The sequence below is a fragment of the Acidaminococcus nyctereutis genome, assembly GCF_052216985.1.
GTDB classification, from domain to species: domain Bacteria; phylum Bacillota; class Negativicutes; order Acidaminococcales; family Acidaminococcaceae; genus Acidaminococcus; species Acidaminococcus fermentans_A.
The window spans coordinates 1-20,564 of the sequence record NZ_JBQOUY010000029.1; the positions used below are offsets into that span (position 1 = coordinate 1).

16 protein-coding genes are annotated in these 20,564 nt (G+C 57.6%); 12 read left to right on the forward strand and 4 right to left on the reverse strand.

What is annotated here, in order from left to right; genetic code table 11:
• Window positions 1-141: 141 nt before the first annotated feature.
• On the reverse strand, window positions 142-1,050 hold the full coding sequence (locus tag ACTUHY_RS10955) for a LysR family transcriptional regulator (RefSeq protein WP_442827743.1): 909 nt from the start codon (window positions 1,048-1,050) through the stop codon (window positions 142-144).
• Window positions 1,051-1,388: 338 nt separating this feature from the next.
• Between ACTUHY_RS10955 and ACTUHY_RS10960 the strand changes: the two genes are divergently transcribed.
• The 3 genes from ACTUHY_RS10960 to ACTUHY_RS10970 are packed head-to-tail and all read left to right on the forward strand — an operon-like array spanning window position 1,389 to window position 6,116.
• Window positions 1,389-2,531, forward strand: coding sequence for a 2-methylaconitate cis-trans isomerase PrpF family protein (locus tag ACTUHY_RS10960; protein WP_442827744.1), 1,143 nt, complete (start codon window positions 1,389-1,391; stop codon window positions 2,529-2,531).
• Window positions 2,532-2,555: 24 nt separating this feature from the next.
• Window positions 2,556-3,821: an SLC13 family permease gene (locus ACTUHY_RS10965; protein ID WP_442827745.1), complete on the forward strand. Its 1,266-nt coding sequence runs from the start codon at window positions 2,556-2,558 to the stop codon at window positions 3,819-3,821.
• A 21-nt stretch (window positions 3,822-3,842) separates the two neighbouring features.
• Window positions 3,843-6,116, forward strand: coding sequence for a hydratase (locus ACTUHY_RS10970; protein WP_442827746.1), 2,274 nt, complete (start codon window positions 3,843-3,845; stop codon window positions 6,114-6,116).
• A gap of 22 nt (window positions 6,117-6,138) precedes the next feature.
• On the opposite strand, the gene lgt is transcribed toward ACTUHY_RS10970, so the two are convergent.
• Complete coding sequence (gene lgt, locus ACTUHY_RS10975) at window positions 6,139-6,918, reverse strand: prolipoprotein diacylglyceryl transferase (protein ID WP_442827747.1); 780 nt, start codon at window positions 6,916-6,918, stop codon at window positions 6,139-6,141.
• A gap of 15 nt (window positions 6,919-6,933) precedes the next feature.
• Window positions 6,934-7,638, reverse strand: a complete 705-nt coding sequence (locus tag ACTUHY_RS10980; protein WP_442827748.1) for a metallophosphoesterase — start codon at window positions 7,636-7,638, stop codon at window positions 6,934-6,936.
• 155 nt (window positions 7,639-7,793) lie between these two features.
• Here ACTUHY_RS10980 and leuS point away from each other — a divergent pair, with 155 nt between their 5' ends.
• From leuS to gltS, 5 genes are all read left to right on the forward strand, one after another.
• Window positions 7,794-10,283 (forward strand): leucine--tRNA ligase, encoded by a 2,490-nt coding sequence (gene leuS / locus ACTUHY_RS10985; RefSeq protein WP_442827749.1) that lies wholly within the window; start codon window positions 7,794-7,796, stop codon window positions 10,281-10,283.
• A 217-nt stretch (window positions 10,284-10,500) separates the two neighbouring features.
• Window positions 10,501-11,115, forward strand: coding sequence for a ComEA family DNA-binding protein (locus ACTUHY_RS10990; RefSeq protein ID WP_442827750.1), 615 nt, complete (start codon window positions 10,501-10,503; stop codon window positions 11,113-11,115).
• Between the two features lies 1 nt (window position 11,116).
• A complete protein-coding gene (locus ACTUHY_RS10995) occupies window positions 11,117-13,432 on the forward strand; it encodes a DNA internalization-related competence protein ComEC/Rec2 (protein WP_442827751.1) in 2,316 nt (771 codons plus the stop codon).
• Window positions 13,433-13,445: 13 nt separating this feature from the next.
• Window positions 13,446-14,510 carry a DNA polymerase III subunit delta gene (gene holA, locus ACTUHY_RS11000; protein WP_442827752.1) on the forward strand — a complete coding sequence of 355 codons (1,065 nt, stop codon included), beginning with the start codon at window positions 13,446-13,448 and terminating at the stop codon, window positions 14,508-14,510.
• A 20-nt stretch (window positions 14,511-14,530) separates the two neighbouring features.
• Entirely contained in the window at window positions 14,531-15,736 is a 1,206-nt protein-coding gene (gene gltS, locus ACTUHY_RS11005; protein WP_442827753.1) for a sodium/glutamate symporter, read from the forward strand.
• A gap of 31 nt (window positions 15,737-15,767) precedes the next feature.
• Here gltS and ACTUHY_RS11010 read toward each other — a convergent pair whose 3' ends face one another.
• The gene (locus ACTUHY_RS11010; protein ID WP_278675157.1) at window positions 15,768-16,640 is read right to left on the reverse strand and encodes a YitT family protein; all 873 of its coding nucleotides are present in this window, start codon (window positions 16,638-16,640) and stop codon (window positions 15,768-15,770) included.
• Between the two features lie 262 nt (window positions 16,641-16,902).
• Here ACTUHY_RS11010 and ispE point away from each other — a divergent pair, with 262 nt between their 5' ends.
• The 4 genes from ispE to ilvA are packed head-to-tail and all read left to right on the forward strand — an operon-like array spanning window position 16,903 to window position 20,561.
• Complete coding sequence (ispE, locus tag ACTUHY_RS11015; protein WP_442827754.1) at window positions 16,903-17,760, forward strand: 4-(cytidine 5'-diphospho)-2-C-methyl-D-erythritol kinase; 858 nt, start codon at window positions 16,903-16,905, stop codon at window positions 17,758-17,760.
• Between the two features lie 7 nt (window positions 17,761-17,767).
• Window positions 17,768-18,481, forward strand: a complete 714-nt coding sequence (locus ACTUHY_RS11020) for a GntR family transcriptional regulator (RefSeq protein WP_278675155.1) — start codon at window positions 17,768-17,770, stop codon at window positions 18,479-18,481.
• Window positions 18,481-19,293: a pur operon repressor gene (purR, locus tag ACTUHY_RS11025; RefSeq protein WP_278675154.1), complete on the forward strand. Its 813-nt coding sequence runs from the start codon at window positions 18,481-18,483 to the stop codon at window positions 19,291-19,293. The genes ACTUHY_RS11020 and purR overlap by 1 nt, the downstream gene beginning before the upstream one ends.
• A 56-nt stretch (window positions 19,294-19,349) precedes the next feature.
• Window positions 19,350-20,561, forward strand: coding sequence for a threonine ammonia-lyase (gene ilvA, locus ACTUHY_RS11030; RefSeq protein WP_442827755.1), 1,212 nt, complete (start codon window positions 19,350-19,352; stop codon window positions 20,559-20,561).
• Window positions 20,562-20,564 lie beyond the last annotated feature (3 nt).

The following is a 20,564-nucleotide window of genomic DNA, read 5'->3' on the forward strand; positions in this document are numbered from 1 at the left end:
GGCGGACTGAAAGACAAAGAAAGAGGCATCGAAAAATGATGGATCATTTTCGATGCCTCTTTTAGTCCATAATGACAGGACACAGATAAAAGGGCTTTCAAGAGGTCTCATCGACCATTAACGTGCAGCAGCCCCTTTTCCTTACGTAAACTCCTTCACCACCTTGATATATTCCTGGGCGTGGAAGGGCAAGTAGCCGTTTTTCCGGTAGGCGGCCACGAAGGTTACGGTGGTGCTGGGGCTGCCTACGGAAAATAGGGCCAGCTGGCTCCGGTCCGGGATGTACTTCAGATGGGTCTCGGTGATGAAGGTGAATCCATACCCCCGGGCAGCCAGTTCTGCCTCGGCCTGGATGTTCTTGGTCTCTAGGATAATCCGGGGCTCCAGGTGTTGCTGGCGGAACAGCCGGTCCACTACCTGCCGGGTCTTTTGGCTAGGGTTCTGGAGGATGAATCCCTGGTCCTTCAGCAGCCGCAGGTCCATATGGGGATACCGGCAGTCCTTCTTTTTTCGGCCGAACCGGGTAAATTCGCTGTCTTTATTCATCACCAGCACCACTTCCTCCCGGCTGATCACCGTGGTGGCCAGTCCCGGCTCCGGGTCCAGGTAGTTGAAGAAGACCAGGTCGATGTCCCCTTCCAGCAGCAGCTTCACCAGATGTTCGGAATTGGCCTCGTGGACATCGATCCGCACATTGGGATACCGGTCGTGGAAAATGGGCAGAGTCACAGGCAGCATGTAGGTGCCCCGCATGGTAGGGAATCCGATCTTCAGATACCCTTCGTTGTTCTTGATGATGTCGCCCATTTCCTGGTCCAGGGCCCGTTTGGCTTCCAGGATCTCCCGGGCCCGCTGGAGGTATCGTTCTCCGGCGTAGGTGGGCTGATACCGGTTTCCCAGGCGCTGGAACAGGGGCTGGTGGAGCTCTGCTTCCAGGGTCTTGAGGAATTTGGACAGAGTGGGCTGGGTGAGATGGAGGGCTTCGGCGGCCCGGGTGATGTTCTGGTGGCGGGCAATGGCCAGCACGTAGGTGAGTTCTTTGAAATCCATGGCATCCTCCCTGTTTTTTCCTGATTATATCGTAAACTATGGGAAAAATCCATGGGGAATATGAATTCCATGAATTGAATCTATTTTACGGAAAATAAAAAAAGTACAGCTTCTGCCAGAGCTTGGCCAGGGCTATTTTACAATCTATGGAAATAAAAAACGGACAGACGGGAAACTGTACAATCATCCCCGGTCTGTCCGGTCTTTTTTTGCTCAAAACATGAATTTAATTCATGGTAAAACAGCAAAAGATGAATTTAACCTATTCTGATAATTCTGGTACCATAAAGCCATGAAAAGAACTTGGGGTTCGGAACGAATCCAGAGAGGGGTACACCATGGAAAAAGTATACAGATTACCGGTAACTCTGCTGCGGGGAGGCACCAGCAAGGGAGTCTATCTGCTGGAAAAAGACCTGCCGGCCAACCGGAAGGAATGGGACAGCCTGCTGCTGCGGCTCATGGGCAGCCCGGACAAGAAACAGATCGACGGGCTGGGAGGAAGCCAGTCGGTGACCAGCAAGGTGGCCATCCTGCGGAAATCGGACCGGCCCGATGCAGATGTGGACTACACCTTCGCCCAGGTGTCCGTGGACAAGGCGGTGGTCAGCTACGGGGGCAACTGTGGGAATATCTCTTCCGGAGTGGGACCCTTCGCCATCGAGAAGAAACTGGTGCCCGCCCTGGAAGGGAGCACCCTGGTGCGGATCTACAACACCAACACCGGCAAGGTGATCCAGGAAGAAGTCCCTACTTCTGAGGGCCAGGTGAAATACGAAGGAGATTTCCGGATCGCCGGGGTGCCCGGTACGGCGGCGCCTCTGAAGCTGCGGTTCGTGGATCCAGCCGGGACTTTGGGGAAGGGACTGCTGCCTACTGGGAATCCGGTGGATGTGTTGGAAGTGCCCGGCCGGGGACCGGTGGAAGTGTCCTTGGTAGATGCAGCCAATCCCCTGGTGTTCGTGAGGGCGGCGGATCTGGGCCTTGGGGGGACGGAACTCCCGGACGCCATCAACGGGGATCCGGACCTGCTCCGGCTGCTGGAAACCATCCGGGGCCTGGCGGCAGTGAAGCTGGGGCTGTGCAGTACCCCGGAAGAAGCGGCCTGGGTCACCCCAGGGCTGCCCAAGATGACCCTGGTAGCGCCGTCCCAGGAATACACCACCTCCGCAGGAGAAAAGGTGCAGGCGGACCAGGTGGACCTGGTGGCCCGGATGATGTCCATGCAGAAGACCCATCCCAGCTATGCCATGACAGGGGCCATGTGCACCGCGGCGGCTGCGGCGGTTCCCGGAACCCTGGTCCGGCAGGTGCTCCGGCCCGGCTGTGATCTCCAGGATATCCGGATCGGTCATCCGGGAGGCATCCTGCCCTGCGGGGTGGATCCGGAAGGGGAAGGCCCTGTGCCCGGCATCCGGGATACCTTCGGCTACCGCACCGCCAATCTGCTGCTGGAAGGCTTGGCCCGGGTCCGGCTCTGAGGGACCAGGAAAGGAGAACGTACCATGGATTTCCGTATCATCTCACTGCTGGTGTTGGCCCTGGTGGTCGCCATCGGCTTCATCAAAAAAATCAATATCGGCTTCTTTTCCATCGGGGCAGCCTTCCTCTTGGGCATGGCCGGAGGCGTACCGGTGAAGGCCATCGTAGGGGGCTTTTCCAGTTCCATGTTCGTCACCCTGGTGGGGGTCACTTTCCTGTTCGGCATGGCTTCCGCCAACGGCACCCTGGACCTGTTTTCCAAGAAGGTGGTAGCCCTGGTGGGGAAACGGACCTATCTGATCCCCATCCTGATGTTCGTGCTCAGCGCCTTCATTTCTGCCATCGGACCCGGCCACATCGCCGCCGGGATCCTGATGACCACCTTTGCGGTATACCTGGCTTTTGAACTGAAAATCAATCCCATGGCCACCGCCCTGTACGCCAAGCTGGGGGCCAACGCCGGCTGTGCGTCTCCTATGTCCCTCACCGGGATTTTGGCTCGGAACCTGTCGGAACCCTACGGAATCAGCGGCTTCGGCCTCCACCTGTTCCTTACCACCCTCCTGTCCGGGTTCGTGTTCACCGTCATCGTCTACCTGTTGTACAAAGGGTACAAGGTGAGCGGGGACAACCCGCTGAAGCTGGCCGACATCCCTGCCTTCAACCGGGAACAGAAAATCACAATGACCGCCATTGCCGTAATGGTCATCTTCTGCATCGGCTTCAAGATGGATACGGGCCTGTTCGCCTTTGTGGCGGCTGCAGTACTGATCCTGCTGAAATGCGCGGATGAAAAACAGGCCATCCGGCAGATTCCCTGGGGCACCTTGATGATGATCTGCGGGGTGGGGGTGCTGGTCAGCGTCATCACCAAACTGGGAGGAGTGAAACTGGTGTCCGACTTCCTGGCTTCTCTCATGACCGAAGCCACGGCGGTGCCCATCATGGCTGCCACCAGCGGGATCCTGTCCTGGGTCAGCTCCACCACCGGTGTGGTGATGCCCGCCCTGTATCCCATTGCCCACCAGATCACCGGGAACTTTGCTGGGCAGGTGGGATATGTGGAACTGATTTCCGCCATTACCGCTACTTCCTTTGCGGCGGCCATCAGCCCCCTGTCCACCGGTGGCGCCATCATCATGTCCTCCTATTCGGCGGCCCGGGAAACCACTACCTATGAAATGAACAAAATGTTCAAGACCCTGTTCCTGCTCAGTGTGGCCAATGTGGGGGTCAACGTGCTCATGGCGGCCCTCCACGTGTTCAATCTGGGCGGCCTGTTCCAGTAATCTGTCAATGAGGTGAATGAAATGGAATTATACAAAAACGGAGCCTATCTGCTCAACGGCCGGGACCTGTTCCCGGAAGAAAATCAAGCCACCGCCCAGGCCAGAGCCGGGCAGCCTGTGGACCGGGAAACCGGCCGGCAGGGGACCATTGCCTGGAGCATCCTCCAGAGCCACAACACCAGCGGGGACCCGAAGAAGCTGAAGATCCGCTACGACGCTCTGACTTCCCATGACCTGACCTATGTGGGGATCATCCAGACCGCCCGGGCTTCCGGCATGGACCATTTCCCCCTGCCCTATGTGCTCACCTGCTGCCACAACTCCCTGTGCGCGGTGGGAGGAACCATCAACGAGGACGACCATCTCTTCGGCCTTACCGCTGCCAAAAAGTACGGGGGCATCTTCGTGCCGCCCCATGTGGCGGTAATCCACCAGTACATGCGGGAAATGCACGCCGGCTGCGGAAAGATGATCCTGGGATCCGATTCCCACACCCGCTATGGGGCCCTGGGCACCATGGCCGTGGGAGAAGGGGGCGGCGAGCTGGACAAGCAGATCCTGGGGGACACCTGGGATACGGACTATCCGGAAGTGGTTGCCGTGTACCTGACCGGCCGACCCCAGCCCTGGGTGGGGCCTCAGGATATCGCTCTGGCACTGTGTCGGGCGGTATTCCAGAACGGCTATGTGAAGAACAAGGTGATGGAATTTGTGGGGCCGGGGGTTTCCTCCATGACCACCGATTACCGGAATGCGGTGGATGTGATGACCACGGAAACCACCTGTCTGTCCTCCATTTGGCGGACGGATGAGGATACCCGGACCTTTTTGCAGGAACACGGCCGGGAAGAGGAGTACCGGGAACTGAACCCGGGGGCCGTGGCCTATTACGACGGCTGCATCACCCTGGACCTGTCCACGGTGAAACCCATGATCGCCCTGCCTTTCCATCCTTCTAATGCTTATACCATCGACGAACTGAACGCCAACCTGGAAGATATCCTCCGGGAGACGGAAAAGAAAGCGGCAGAAGTGGCCCGGGGCCGGGCGTCCTACACTCTCACCGATAAAATCCGGGACGGGAAGCTCCAGGTCCAGCAGGGGGTCATCGGTGGCTGCTCCGGTGGCAACTATTCCAATGTGGCAGAAGCTGCCGCTCTGCTCCGGGGACGGTCCATGGGCAGCGGGGAATTCTCCCTGAACGTGTATCCGTCTTCCCTGCCGGTGTACATGGATTTAATGAAGAAAGGGATGCTGGGTGACCTGATGGCCGCCGGGGCCGTGGTGAAGACCGCCTTCTGCGGACCCTGCTTCGGGGCCGGGGATACCCCGGGGAACAACGGCCTGTATATCCGGCACAATACCCGGAACTTCCCCAATCGGGAAGGGTCCAAGCCGGGCCAGGGACAGATGGCCGCTGTGGCACTGATGGATGCCCGGAGTATCGCTGCTACCGCTGCCAACAACGGCATTCTTACCTCCGCGGAAGAATTCGCCCAGGTGTTTGGGAATGTGCCCGCTTACCACTACGACGACAGTGCCTATAGGGCCCGGGTCTACGACGGGTTCGGGAAACCGGAACCGGCAGAGAAGCTGTTCTACGGACCCAATATCAAGGACTGGCCGGAAATGCCCGCCCTGGGGGACAATGTGCTGCTCCAGGTGTGCTCCAAGATTTTGGACCCGGTGACTACCACGGACGAACTGATTCCCTCCGGGGAAACCTCTTCCTACCGGTCCAATCCCCTGGGGCTGGCGGAATTCACCTTGAGCCGCCGGGATCCGGAATATGTGGGACGGACCAAGGCGGTGAAGGAACTGGAACTGGCCCGGGAAGCCGGGAAGGACCTGCCGGAACTGGCGGAGGTGCTGGACCGGATCCGGGAACTGCCGGGAGACGCTACCCTGGCCAATACGGAAATCGGGTCCCTGGTGTATGCTACCCGGCCCGGGGACGGATCTGCCCGGGAACAGGCCGCCAGCTGCCAGCGGGTGATCGGGGGCCTGGCCAATATCACCCAGGACTATGCCACCAAACGGTACCGGAGCAATGTGATCAACTGGGGCATGCTGCCCCTGCACCTGAAAGGGGAGCCTACAGCCTTTGAGGTGGGAGACTGGATCTACCTGCCGGAAATCCGGAAGGCCCTGGAAGGGGACGTGGACAATATCCGGGGCTACGTCATGAAAAAAGCAGGCCCTGTGGCCATCGCTCTGTACTGTAAGCCCCTGACTCAGGAAGAAAAGGAAATCATCCTGGACGGGTGCCTGATCAATTACAATCGGAAGAAGTAAAAAAGACGTTAAGCCGGCTGCATCACGCAGCCGGCTTTTTTCTCATTCCAGCCCACACAAACAGCACCAGTGCCACGGTAAAGGACACCAGAGCCGTCACCTGGGCACTTTTCAGTCCGAAGGCCATGGGCTCCACGTAATCTCCCCGGAGGAATTCCAGGAAGAATCGCAGCACGCTGTAGAGCATCACATAGAGGCAGCAGGGCTGGCCTTTTTTAGGCCGTGAGGTCTGGAACAGCAGCAGCAGGGCGAAGAGAATCACATCCACCTGGCCTTCCCACACTTCCGCTGGCCAAAGAGGAACTGCTCCATAGGTGGAACGGGCCAGGGTGCCGGCCGGGTACAGGATGCCAAAATCCCCGCCGGTGGGGGCCCCGAAGGCGTCCCCGTTCAGGAGATTGGCCATGCGGCCCACGCTCTGGCCGATGAACAGGGCCGGGCAGATCACGTCCAGCATGTCGATCCAGTCCACCTTGTGCCGCCAGCAGTAGACGGCACCGCCCAGGACGCCGCCCAGGATGCCCCCCTGGATGGCCATGCCTCCCTGCCACACAAAGGGGATTTCGGCAAGGTGCTGGCTGTAATAGCCCCAGTCAAAGAAGAACACATCCCACAGCCGGGCTCCGATGAGGCCGCAGAAGCCACCGTAGATGCCGATGTCCGGCAGATATTTCTCCCAGCCCCGGCCGTCCCGCCAGGCCAGGAAATAAGCCACCGCCGTGGCCATGAAAATGGCGGTGCACAGCATCAGGCCGTACATCCGCACAGGAAAATCTCCGATAAAAAACAGATATTGATGCACGATGGGTCCCTTTCTTTATTCCCAGATTTTCACCAGCCGGAAATCCACGTAATCTGCCGCCACCAGCCGGTATCGGGTGCCGTCCCGTTCTCCCTGGAATAGGTTCAGGAAATGGGCCGCATCCCCGTGGACATGGCCGTAGATGCACTGTTCCACCTGGTATTTTTTGCACAGTTCTGTGAAGCCGGTGACTTCCTCCGGATTGTACAGGGGAGGGTAGTGGAGGGCGGCGATGAGGTGCCTGGCCCCGGCTTCCCGGGCCCCTGCCAGGCTCCGTTCCAGCCGCTGGCATTCCCGGTCATAGATCAGCTGGTCGTGGGCCCCGAACCCGGGCATGCTGGGTAGATTCCAACCCCGGGTGCCGCATAGGGCCACGTCCCCGGTCTGGTAAAAGGTGTTGTGGAGAAAATGGACACAGGGGGGCAGGGCGGCTTCCATCTTTGTCAGGGAAGCCCACCAGTAATCATGGTTCCCCTTGAGGAGCACCAGATCCCCGGGCAGGGCCGCCAAGGGTCCCAGATCCTTTTCCACCGCGTCCGCCAGGTCCATGGACCAGGAAGTGTCTCCTACCAGGAGTACGGTGTCTCCCTCCTTTACTTTTCCTTTCCAGTCTGCGATGATTTTATCCCGATGGCCCAGCCATTGGGCCCCAAAGACTTCCATGGGCTTGGAGGGGGGCTCTCCAGAAAAATGCAGATCCCCCATGGCATAAATTGCCATAGTTCCCACTCCTTCCTGCGTTGACTTTATGAGATGTGAAATATATAATGAATCTATTGCACAGACAAAAACCACTGTAATACTCATATGTTACTGAATCCAGAGAACTTATGCAAGGTGTTTCAGACGGGTTTTCTTTTTTAGGAGGTATGTTCATGTTCAAGGAAAAGTACGAGCCACACGAGATCGAAGCCCGGTGGCAGCAGTATTGGGAAGACAACAAGACCTATCAGGTCAGCAATGAGGATCCCCGGCCCAAATCCTATGTGCTGGAAATGTTCCCGTATCCCTCTGGGAACCTGCACATGGGCCATGTGCGGAACTATTCCATCGGGGATGTGGTGGCCCGGTTCCGGACCATGCGGGGCTTCAACGTACTGCATCCTATCGGCTTCGACTCCTTCGGCATGCCTGCGGAAAATGCCGCCATCAAACACAAGATCCCCCCTGCCAAATGGACCATGGAGAACATCGCCAACATGACCCGGCAGCTGAAGGAACTGGGGCTGTCCTATGACTGGGACAGGAAAGTGGTCACCTGCCAGGAAGACTACTACAAATGGACCCAGTGGTTCTTCGAACTGATGTACAAACGGGGCCTGGCGGTGAAGAAGGAAGCTTCCGTCAACTGGTGCGACACCTGCGGCACCGTGCTGGCCAACGAACAGGTGGAAGACGGCAAATGCTGGCGCTGCCACCAGCCTGTGGAAAAGAAACAGCTGAGCCAGTGGTTCTTCAAGATCACCGACTACGCCGAACAGCTGCTGGATGACCTGGCCAAGCTGCCGGGCTGGCCGGAACGGGTCAAGACCATGCAGAAGAACTGGATCGGCCGCAGCGAAGGGCTGGAATTCGGGTTCGATGTGCCCAGCCTCCACAAAAGACTTATGGTGTACACCACCCGTCCGGATACCATTTACGGGGTCACCTTCGTGGTCATCCCGCCGGAACATCCCATGGTGGAAGAACTGTTGAAGGACAACCCCAAAAAGGCCGAACTGGAAGCCTTCTGCAACCAGGTGAAGAACACCTCCGACATTGAACGGACCAGCAGTGAATCGGAAAAACTGGGCATGTACACCGGGGTGGACTGCATCCATCCTCTCACTGGGGAAAAGGTCCAGATCTGGATCACCAACTATGTACTGGTGGATTACGGTACCGGCGCCGTCATGGGCGTGCCCACCGGGGACCATCGTGACTGGCTGTTTGCCACCAAATACGGCATCAAGAAAATCCTCACCCTCCAGCCCAAGGATCGGGAACTGAAGCTGGAAGAAATGACCGATGCCTATGAGGACAAGGACGGGGTGCTGGTGAACGCTGGTCCTTTCACGGGCATGGAAATGCACAAGGCCATGAAGGCCATCATCGACTACATGGAAGAAAAGGGCCTGGGCAAACGGCGGATCAACTACCGTCTCCGGGATTGGCTGATCAGCCGGCAGCGGTATTGGGGCTGCCCCATCCCAGTGGTGTACTGCCCTCACTGTGGGGAAGTGCTGGTACCGGAAAAAGATCTGCCGGTGAAGCTGCCCCTGGACGTGAAATTCGACGCCGGCGCCACTTCTCCTCTGGCTACCAGTGAAAAGTTCGTCAATTGTACCTGCCCCAAATGCGGCGGCCCGGCCAAACGGGAACTGGACACCATGGATACCTTCCTGTGCTCTTCTTGGTACTATATGCGCTACACCGATCCCCACAATGACAAGGCTCCTTTCAGCGAAGAAGCCGTGAACCACTGGATGCCGGTAGATCAGTACATCGGGGGCATCGAACACGCCATCCTGCATCTGCTGTATTCCCGGTTCTTCATGAAGGTGCTCCACGACGCCGGCCTGGTGAAGGCGGACGAACCTTTCACCAACCTTCTGACCCAGGGCATGGTGATCAAGGACGGAGCCAAGATGTCCAAATCTCTGGGGAACGTGGTGTCCCCGGAAGAAATCGTCGGGAAATTCGGGGCCGATACCGCCCGTCTCTTCATCATGTTCGCCGCTCCGGTGGAACGGGAACTGGAATGGAGCGACCAGGGAGTGGAAGGGTCCTTCCGGTTCCTGAACCGGGTATGGCGGATCGTGTATCACTTTAAGGATGTACTGACCAAGAAAGTCACCTCCTATGACACCGCTCACCTGGACAAAGCGGATGAGGAACTGCGGCACATCCTCCATGTGAGCGTGAAGAAGGTCACCGAGGACATCGACCAGCGGTTCAACTTCAACACCGCCATTTCCACCCTGATGGAACTGGTGAACGCCCTGTACGCCTACCGGGAAAAAGCCGAACCGGTGAATGACGGTCTGGTGTACGAAGCCATCTCCAAGCTGCTGCTGATGCTGGCGCCTTTCACGCCCCATATCACGGAAGAACTGTGGCATGATGCCATGGGCAGCGAGACCAGCATCCATAAGGAACCCTGGCCCACCTACGACCCGGAAGCCATCAAAGTGGAGCAGGTGGAAGTGCTGATCCAGGTCAACGGCAAACCCAAGGCCCGGATCATGGCTGCTCCGGAAATCAGCAAAGAAGATCTGGGAAACCTGGCCCTGGAACAGGCAGAAGTCAAAGCTGCCATCGGAGACAAAAAGGTGATGAAAGTCATCGCCGTCCCCGGCCGGCTGGTGAATATCGTAGCGAAGTAAAATAAAGGGGCTGTTGCCTGCGCAACAGCCCATCATATTGTGAAAATTGATTTCCAAAAGCGTATGACGTATGACGAAGGGGGTGTTGCACGCAATGTGCAACACCCCTTTACTGCATCTTTTTGCACTTAATGACTCTCTTTTTCCACCTGGGAAGGAGTTTCTCTCCGGATGTCGAAAGGCATCTCTAGGATCATTGCAAAAGGAGGGATTCTCCATGGATCCATGGGAAAAGAAAAAGTGGCTGGTAGTCCTGGCCCTTGTCCTGGTCTGTGCAGGAGGCAGCCTCTGGCAGGCGGGAGAAGTGCGGACAGAGCGGCCGGAGACACTGTCTGCCGTGCAGCCGGAAAAGGCACCTACAGAAAAGAAAAAACGGATCACCATCTACATCAGCGGAGCTGTCCAAGAACCGGGGCTATATCAGGTCCCTCCTGGGATCCGTTTCCAGGAGGCCCTGGCTGAAGCCGGGGGCGTTACGGAGGAAGCGGATCTGACCCGGGTCAATCTGGCCAGGAAATGCAAAGACGGCAGCCAGATCAATGTGCCGTTCCTAAAGAAAAATACCCGAAAGACGGGGAACTCTTCCGGCAGGAAAGATACTCCTCCTGCCGCTGTAGGGAAAAAGACGGGCCAGGGAGCTGCTGGGAAAATCAATCTGAACCAGGCAGGGATTGAAGAATTGACGGAGCTGCCCGGCATCGGGCCGGCCTTGGCCCAGAGGATCGTGGAATACCGGCAGGCACAGCCGTTCCAGAAGATCGAAGACCTCCAGCAAGTTTCCGGCATCGGTCCGGCCAAATTCCGGAAGCTCCGGGACCAGGTGGAGGTGTGAGATGAATCTGCTGCTGCAGGGGAGCTTGGGGTATGGGGCTGGGACTTGGGCCGGCTTGAGGTCTGCCGGCGCCTGGCCGTATTGGATCTGGGGACTCCTAGGCTGCTGCCTGGGGGCGGCGTGGGTCTGGAAACGAGAGGAAGGGACCTGGTTCCTGCGACTGGCTCTGTTGGGCTGTCTCTTCTGTGCCGGAGGGCTCCAGGCCAGCCTACGTGTCCCAGCTGCCCAGAAGATGAGTGGCCTCCAGGAACGGATTGTGACCTTGACCGGACGGATCGTCCCTGGTTCGGCGGACCCTCTCCCCCAAGGAGGCCTATCCTTCTTATTGGAAGAGGAACGGGGCAGGGTACGGGTCTTCCTGCCGCAAGCATCTTTTCCCCTGTCCATAGGGGAAGTCCAGGTGACCGGACGGTTCCTGCCTCCCGATGGATTCTACAATCCAGGGAGCCAGCGTCCGGAAGACCGGGCAGCGGTCCAGGGAGAAGGGGGCCGGCTCCAGGGGGAGGGAAACCGTGCCCTCCTCCTTTCGTCGGAGCCTTCCTGGCAAGACCGGATCTGGCTGTGGGGCGAAGCCTTCCGGCAGTCTCTGAGAAGGGGCCTGTCTCCGGACGACAGTGCCCTATTGGAAGGGATGCTGCTGGGGGGCAGCCGCCATGTCCCTCCTTCTGTCCTGCGGCTGTTCCAGCGCTGCGGGCTGAGCCATCTCCTTTCCGTATCCGGCAGCCATGTGGCTTTGCTGTTGGGGCTCCTGGCCGGGACAGCCGCGTCCTTTCGGATTCCCCGGAAAGCGGCTTTACCCTTTTTGACGCTTTTCCTTTTAGGCTATGCAGTCCTGTGCGGCCTGCGGGCGTCTGTCTGCCGGGCCGTGATCCTGGGGCTGGGCACCCTTGGGGGCAAAGCCGGCCGGCGCAAAGCGGAGGGGACGGCGTTCCTGGGCCTGGCCGGGATCCTGCTGCTGTCCTGGCATCCCTGGTGGATCCTGGATCCAGGATTCCAGCTGTCTTTTTCCGCGGCCCTGGGGCTGATGACCCTGCGGCAGCCGGCGGCAGACGGCCTGCGCCATTTCCTGCCCGGCATCCTGGCACGGGGACTGGCCATCCCTCTCAGTGCCCAGCTGCTCAGCCTGCCTTTCCTGGTACACCATTTCCATATGCTGTCTCTGGTTTCTCTCTTGGCCAATCTCCTCCTGGTCCCCCTGTTGTCTTTCTGCCTGGCAGGCAGCATGGCAGGAGCGTTCCTGGGCCTGGCCGGTCTGGATCTTCTGGCAAGGCCTGTACTGGCCGGGGTCTCCTGGCTGCTGAACGCGGCCCTATGGGGCGGGGGACAATTGGCCCGACTGCCGGGGACCCAGCTGATCACCGGGTCACCCAGCTCCTGGACCTGGCCCCTATATTTCCTGCTGCTCTTGGGTCTCCTGGGACAAGGCTGGTTCCGGCCCTGGCGGAAGGAGCTGCGCCGCTGGACCCTGGCGGCTGCGGCGGCCGGCCTCTCCTTGGGACTGCTGCTCCCCCGTTTCCGAGAGCCTGTCTTCACGGCCTATTTCCTGGATGTGGGGCAGGGGGACTGTGCCGTCCTGGTCACACCGGAGCGGGATATCATCCTGCTGGATACAGGAGGGATGGGTGGAAAATTCGACCCGGGAGAGCGAATCCTGGTCCCTTTCCTGCGGTATCTGGGAGCGGAGAAGGTGGACCTGGTCCTTTTGAGCCATGGGCATCTGGATCATGCCGGCGGCCTGGCCGGGCTGGTTCGGTGGTTTCCTGTGGATAGACTACTGATTACACATGAAAATGACAGTAAATACGTAGAAAATGTGATAAACGATAGAAATTTGCGAAAAAATATAAATTTTGTCGGCAAAATAGAATCAAATCAAAAAATACAGCAAAAAAATAGTATACTGGATATTGTGGAGGCACCTGAAACTGGAGAAGGAGAAGGGAGCGGGAACGAAAATTCTGCCATTGTCCGGGTCCGCTGCGGTGGACACAGTCTCCTGTTCACGGGAGATGCTCCGGCAGGGACGGAGCAGGCTGCTGCCGGCAAAGCCGTCCGGAGCGACGTGCTGAAAATCGCCCATCACGGGTCTAAGACTTCCTCCGATGAAGGATTCCTGGCAGCCGTGGATCCCCGTCTGGCAGTGATCTCTGTGGGCCGGCGGAACCGGTTCGGTCATCCCCACCCAGAAACCCTGGACAGACTGGAGGGATTCCGGATCCCTGTGGCCCGGACGGACCAGGCGGGGGCCATCAAGGTGATTTTTGACGAATGGGGTCCGGTATGGTATAGTTATCGCTGGCAACAAGATTGTTTCTAGGAGTGAATCGGATGTGAACAGTACAGCAGATGTGTTTCTGGAAAATCTGCGGAAAAATCCAGCGTGTCCCCACGTTGTCATCGCCTGGGGAGAGGAGGAATATTTCAAGAAAGCCGTGGGAAAGGCTTTCCGGGAAAAAGCATTCGCTTCCGGGGAAGAACCGACGGAATGGTTCTTTCAGCGGGATTTCGAGCTGGAAGCCCTGAGGGAAGCCATCAACAGCGTCCCTTTTTTCGGCGGACAGAATTGGGTGGTCCTGGAAGAACCACGGATCCTGGCCGATAAGGAAAAAACGGGAAGCCGCAAGGCTGGCGGCAAAGGAAAGAAGAAGGGGCTCACTTCCGTCGAAGGACTGATCCAGTTGTTGACGGATGTGCCGGATTATGCCTTTGTATACTGTATATGCGGAAAACTAGACAAAAGACAAATCTTTTATAAGACCCTGAGCAAAAAGGCACCCATGGTGGAGTGTTCGCCTCTCCGCTCCTATCAGCTGCAGCCCTGGCTCCGGAACCAAGCGGCTGCCTATGGGGCCCGGTTCACGCCAGGCGCCATGGAACGGATCCAGGAATATGCAGCGGCAGCGGACCCTGTCCCTTTGCTGTTCCTGGAACAAGAAATCAGGAAAATCGCCCTCTATGCAGGAGCACGGAAACTGTGGCAGGCCGAGGATGTGGACCAGATGTTTTCCCAGCTGCCGGAAATCTCCGGCTTCGCCCTAGGGAATGCAGTGGAGGAACGGAACCTGGACAAGGCCCTGGTGCTGCTGCAGGAAGAACGGAAGAAAAACGGGGAAGGGCTGACCATCCTGATCCTGCGCCTTTATGCTTCTCTCCGGCGCCTGCTCCAGGTGAAGGAACTGCTGGGAAAAGGAGCCGGGCCAGAGGCCATGGCTGCGACGTTGAAGCTCCATCCCTTTGCCGTCAAGATGGCCCTGCAGCACAGCCGTCATTTTTCGGCCGAAACGCTGGAATCAGGGATGATCGATTTGGCCAGGCTGGCCGCTGAATCCCGGCAGGGAGGACGGACCTGGGCCCGGCTGGAGGAAGTGCTGCTGGCTCTGCTCAGTCAACGATAAAAAGGAGGAAACGCACGACGATGCTTGCATTAAATTCATATCAAACCCTTGCGGTGGGGATTCTGCTGTATTATCTGGGGAAGGTGCTCAAAAAGAACATCCGCCTGCTCCAGACCTACTGCATCCCCAATCCGGTCATCGGGGGTGTATTGTTTGCCCTGCTGAACCTGGCCCTGTTCGAATCAGGAGCCGGAGCTGTGAAACTGGATACGGTCCAGCAGAGCTTTTTCATGAATATGTTCTTCACCAGCGTGGGCTTCAGCGCCAGTTATGTGCTGCTGAAAAAAGGCGGCCGGGATGTCCTGGTCCTGACACTGGTCTGTGCCGTACTCATCACCTTCCAGGATATCATCGGGGTGGTGCTGGCTAAAGTGACCGGGCTGCATCCCCTCCTGGGTCTGTGTGCCGGGTCCATTCCCCTGGTGGGCGGCCATGGTACTTCTGGGGCTTTCGGGCCCATGCTGGAAAAGATGGGGGCGGAACGGGCCACTACGGTAGCCATCGCCATGGCGACCTTCGGCCTGATCTCTGGGTCCCTGATGGGGGGACCGGTAGCCCACCGGCTGCTGGAAAAATTCCATCTCCACAGCACCCAGGAAGATGAGGCAGAATCCCTGGAAAAAGCCCGCAGTATGGAGGAGAACGCACCGCTGACCATGACAGCGGAGAATTTCATGCTGGCCTTTGGAGAAATCTTGGTGTCCATGGGGCTGGGGACCCTGGTGAGCAAGTTCTTCACCAGCATCGGACTGACTTTTCCGGGATATATCGGGTCCATGCTGGTGGCCGCGGTGATCCGGAATATTTCCGACCATTCCCATGGAAAGCTGATGGTCCCCATGCATGAACTGGGTACGGTGGGGGATGTGAGCCTGAACATCTTCCTGTCCCTGGCTATGATGAGCCTGCGGATCTGGGAACTGTTCGATATTGCCGGTCCTCTCTTCATCATCGCCGTGGCCCAAGTCCTGTTCATGGCCCTCTATACGACCTTTGTGGTCTTCCGGGCCATGGGCCGGGATTATGATGCCGCGGTGGAAGTTTCTGCAGTGTGCGGCTTCGGGATGGGGGCCACGCCCAATGCCATGGCCAATATGAGTGCCATTACATCCAACTATGGTCCGGCGCCCCGGGCTTTCTTCGCGGTGCCGTTGGTGGGCGCTATGTTCATCGACTTCTGCAATTCAGGGATCATCATGGTCTTCATCAATTTGATCAATCGGTAAAAAATAGGGGCTGTTGCGTATGCAATAGCCCCTATTTCCTCAGTCTCTTCTCTTCTTCCAGATCCAGATTGGGCTGGGTGAAGCCCCGGCCGAATACATTATTGGCGTCCTGGATGGTCACGAAGGCTACGGGATCCACTTCCTTGATGATCTTTTCCAGGTGGGCCAGCTGGGTCAGCTTCACCACCACCATGATGATCCGCAGAGGGCGCTGGGTATAGCCCCCTTCTCCATGGAGCACGGTGATGCCCCGGTTCACTTCATCCATGATCCGCTGGCCGATCTCGTCAGCATGGGTGGAGACGATGATGACTTGTTTCTTGTAGTCGAACCCTACCATGAACACGTTAGTGGCTTTGAAGGTGATGAAGAACATCACCATACTGTAGAGCACCGGTGTCAGCCCCAGGAAGATCACAGCGGCCATCATGACCACGGTATCGAACAGGAAATTGGTGGTGCTCACGGAGATGTTGTAGTATTTCTTGGTCAGGAAACCCAGGATGTCCACACCTCCTGTGGAAGCTTCGGACCGGTATACCAGGGCCCCTCCCAATCCGCCCAAGGCTCCCCCGGCGATGCAGCAGAGGAGCTTGTCCGGGATGGTGACGTAAGACTGGACGAAGGCCGTGCCGTCCAGGGCCAGGGAAAACAGCACCGTCCCGATGACGCTGTCGATGAAGAACTGGCGGCTCATGTATTTCCAGGCGATGTAGAACAGAGGGATGTTGAAGACGAGGCTGGTAATGCCAGGGGGCCAGCCGGTGAGATAATACAGGATCATGGAGACGCCAGATATCCCGCCGGACAGGAAACGGTGCTGGACGAAGAAGCAATTGATGGCAAGAGCCATGATGAAGCAGCCCAGGGCCGTCATGAGATAACGGATGCAGAGCTTTTTCACAGATGAGACCTCCCCCCGCAAATGGAATGTGCCTCTATTGTATCATTTTTCTGCCAGCGAGAGCAGAAAATTTAAATAAAGAACGTTCGTGAAAAAACTTTGAAAAAATGTTCATAAAAAAGCCGTGGAACTATTGCGGGCAGGCCCATTTCACGATACAATAATATGGATACAGAATACATATGCGGAACCGTTACTGGAGGGGCTTTGCTTTTTGCAGCAGGGAAGTATGATGAAAGCGGTCAGACAGAGGGAGTGAAAAATGAAGGAAACAGCCTTTGGAAAAATCAATCTGGGACTCAGCGTCCTGGGCCGGCGCACGGATAGCTACCACCAGGTGGATATGATTATGCAGTCCATTTCTCTGGCAGATTGCATCAACTTTGTCCCGGCGGAAGCTTTCGGGGTGGAGACGGACGATCCTGGGCTGCCCTGCGACGGTAGCAATCTGATGGTGAAGGCGGCCTGGGCTTTTGCCCAGCGGACAGGGAAACCGATTTCTTATCACCTGACCTGTGCCAAACGGATCTTCTTGGCAGCCGGACTGGCCGGGGGCAGTACCGATGCGGCAGCGGTCCTCCGAGGCCTCAATGACCTTTCCGGAAAACCCCTGGACCGGGCTGCTCTGGAGGAACTGGCAGCCTCCATCGGCAGCGATGTCCCTTTCTGTCTGTACGGAGGTACCCAGCGGGCCCGGGGACGGGGGGAACGAATGACCGTGCTGCCGGCGGTGCCCCGGCTGGACATGGTGCTGGTAAAGCCCCGGGATTTGGAAGTGTCCACGACTTGGGTGTACGGGGAAATCGACAAGATACCCGGTCGGGAGCCTTTGGACATCCAGGGACTGGAACGAGCCATCCGCCAGGGAGACCGGCAGGGGATCCTGGACCGGATGGGCAATGATCTGGAAAAGGTGACGGTGGCCCGGTATCCGGTGCTCCGGAAGCTGAAAGAACAGCTGCAGGGACAGGGAGCGGAAAAGACCCTGATGAGCGGCAGCGGTCCCACCGTGTTCGGCATTTTTCCGGATCGGGAGACAGCGGGACGGGCAGCAGAATCCCTGAAGAAACAAGCGGGAGATTTACAGATAGAATTAGCACACACGGTGCAGGAGGAGTAGAAGGATCATGGTGCAGCATTTGAATAAGATTCCTTTGGACAGTTACAGACCGTTGCGGGATGTGGTGGTGGACAATATCCGCCAGGCCATCGTCAGCGGCCAGTTCCCGGCCGGGATGCGACTGATGGAACTGCAGCTGGCAGAAGAGATGGGAGTCAGCCGGACACCGGTCCGGGAAGCCATCCGGAAAATGGAACTGGAAGGCCTGGTGGTCATGATTCCCCGCCGGGGCGCTTATGTAGCGGATATTTCCATCCAGGACATCAATGAAGTCTATCAGATCCGGACGGCTCTGGACGTACTGGCGGCCGGGCTGGCGGCAGAACGGATCAGTGATGAAGAAGTCAAAGAGATGCAGCGGCTGCTGGATACGGATATCCCGCTGATCGATGCCCGGAATTACCCGAAGATCATTGAAAACGATACAGCCTTCCATGACGTGATCTACAAAGCCAGCCGGAACCGGCGGTGCATGAACATCATCAGCAACCTGCGGGAACAGATCACTGCCATCCGGGGACGCTCCATGCCCTACCCGGGCCGTCTGGTGGATATGATCAAGGAACACCAGAACATCATCGATGCCCTGGCAGAACGGAACGTGGAAAAAGCCCAGAGAGCGGTACGGCTCCATATGGAAAATGCAGAACGGACACTGCTGAAGGTCATCGAGGCCAATGAAGAGCAGGCCGTGAAGGACAAGAAAGAAGGGAAAGCATAATGGCAAGAATCAAACGCTTGGAACGTATTGTAGCACTTACGAAGGAACTGAATGACCATCCATTCCAGTTATTCCCCTTCTCTTATTTCTGTGAGAAATTCACCGTGGCCAAATCCACTCTCAGTGAAGATGTCCAGACGGTGCGCAACGGGCTTTCTGCCTATGACCTGGGGATCATCGAGACGGTGGCCGGAGCCAGCGGCGGGGTGCGCTTCATCCCTTACCATTCTCCGGAATCCGATAACGAATTCCTTTGGACCCTGGCCAAGAAACTGAATGATCCTTCCCGGCTGCTGCCTGGAGGGATGATCTATATGAACGATTTGCTGTTCAATCCTCAGATCTCTGCCAGGCTGGGGGAGATCATCATGCAGCGGACCCTGGAACTGCGGCCGGATTACATCATGACCGTGGAAGCCAAAGGGATATCCCTGGCCCTTTCCACAGCCCGGGCCTTCAACATCCCCATGGTGATGGCCCGGAAAGAAGCCCGAATCACTGAAGGACCGGCGGTCTCCATCAGCTATGTGAGCGGATCCAGCAAGAAGATCCAGACCATGTCCCTGCCCCGGAAGGCCCTGCCGGCCAAGGCTCGGGTCCTGGTGGTGGATGATTTCATGCGGGCCGGCGGTACGGCCCGAGGCATGCAGGAACTGGCGGAAGAAGTGGGCGCTGAAGTGGTGGGCACCTATCTCTTCATTGCCAGCCGGATGCCGGAAAAAAAGATCATTACGGATTACGCTTCCCTGATGACCCTCCGGGGCGTGGATGATGTCACCAAAGCCATCGATATCATCCCGGAACTCTTATAAGGAACACTGCACCGGGCAAACGCCCGCTAGACCTGATAAAGGAGAGAGATGACGAAATGACAGAAATGATTTCCCTGGATACCATCCGGGCTGCTCAGGAGCGGCTAGAAAAGCTGGTCCACAAAACGCCGCTGGAAGGCAATCATACTTTCAGCCAGATCAGCGGACGGGAGGTATACTTGAAACTGGAGAACCTCCAGCGGACCGGTTCCTTTAAAGTGAGAGGGGCGTCCAACTGTATCATGACCCTCAGCGAGGAACAGAAGGCACGGGGAATCATTGCGGCTTCTGCCGGGACCCATGCCCAGGGTGTGGCCTTGGGAAGCCGGATGGCTCACTGCAAATCCACGGTGGTGATGCCGGAAGGGGCCCCTCTGGCCAAAGCCGAAGCCACTAAGGGCTACGGAGCGGATGTAGTGCTTTACGGGAAGACCTTTGATGAATCCCTGTCCAAGGCCCAGGAAATCCAGCAGGAAACCGGCGCCTACTTCGTCCATCCCTATGATGATCCGGCAGTGATCGCCGGCCAGGGGACCATCGGCCTGGAGATTCTGGAACAGAATCCCTATATCGAAAGCATCGTGGTCCCCGTAGGGGGTGGCGGCCTCCTGGCGGGAATTGCAGCGGCGGTGAAGCAGGTGAACCCCAAGGTGAAAGTGTACGGGGTCCAGACGGAACAGGCTCCGGCCATGTACCTGTGCAAAAAGGAAAGCAAATGGGTGACCCATGGAGTGGGCAAGACCATTGCCGACGGAATCGCGGTGGGGATCCCAGGGAAGCTCACCTGGAAACTGATCAACCAGTATGTGGACGATATGTTGCTGGTGAATGAAGAAGATATCTGTGCGGCTATGCTGCTGATGCTGGAACGGGGCAAAATGGTGGTGGAAGGAGCCGGGGCGGCGCCTCTGGCCGCTCTGCTCCATAAGATCGTGCCGGGCAGCAACCGGGCAGCGGCTGTAGTGAGCGGCGGGAACATCGATGTGAATACCATTTCCCAGATCATCGAACGGGGGCTGGTGCGCACCGGACGCCGGGTGAAACTGGTGACCTGGATGGTGGACCGTCCGGGAGAGCTGTTGAAGTTCGTCAGCTATCTGGAAGAGATGAAGATCAATATCCTCTACATCAACCATGACCGGGCGGACCGTTCCGTCCCCCTGGGGGTGACCCGGGTAGAGCTGGACTTGGAGACCCGGAATGCACAGCATGCCAAAGAAGTGGCGGATACCCTGCGCAAAGCGGGATACAAGATCGAAATGCGATAAATT

Coding starts and splice junctions, on each gene's coding strand:
- ispE (WP_442827754.1), top strand. CDS start 16,903: ATGAAGGAAACAGCCTTTGGAAAAATCAATCTGGGACTCAGCGTCCTG.
- ACTUHY_RS10990 (WP_442827750.1), top strand. CDS start 10,501: ATGGATCCATGGGAAAAGAAAAAGTGGCTGGTAGTCCTGGCCCTTGTC.
- ACTUHY_RS10970 (WP_442827746.1), top strand. CDS start 3,843: ATGGAATTATACAAAAACGGAGCCTATCTGCTCAACGGCCGGGACCTG.
- purR (WP_278675154.1), top strand. CDS start 18,481: ATGGCAAGAATCAAACGCTTGGAACGTATTGTAGCACTTACGAAGGAA.
- ACTUHY_RS10955 (WP_442827743.1), bottom strand. CDS start 1,050: ATGGATTTCAAAGAACTCACCTACGTGCTGGCCATTGCCCGCCACCAG.
- ilvA (WP_442827755.1), top strand. CDS start 19,350: ATGACAGAAATGATTTCCCTGGATACCATCCGGGCTGCTCAGGAGCGG.
- gltS (WP_442827753.1), top strand. CDS start 14,531: ATGCTTGCATTAAATTCATATCAAACCCTTGCGGTGGGGATTCTGCTG.
- ACTUHY_RS11020 (WP_278675155.1), top strand. CDS start 17,768: ATGGTGCAGCATTTGAATAAGATTCCTTTGGACAGTTACAGACCGTTG.
- ACTUHY_RS10960 (WP_442827744.1), top strand. CDS start 1,389: ATGGAAAAAGTATACAGATTACCGGTAACTCTGCTGCGGGGAGGCACC.
- ACTUHY_RS10980 (WP_442827748.1), bottom strand. CDS start 7,638: ATGGCAATTTATGCCATGGGGGATCTGCATTTTTCTGGAGAGCCCCCC.
- ACTUHY_RS10965 (WP_442827745.1), top strand. CDS start 2,556: ATGGATTTCCGTATCATCTCACTGCTGGTGTTGGCCCTGGTGGTCGCC.
- leuS (WP_442827749.1), top strand. CDS start 7,794: ATGTTCAAGGAAAAGTACGAGCCACACGAGATCGAAGCCCGGTGGCAG.
- ACTUHY_RS10995 (WP_442827751.1), top strand. CDS start 11,117: ATGAATCTGCTGCTGCAGGGGAGCTTGGGGTATGGGGCTGGGACTTGG.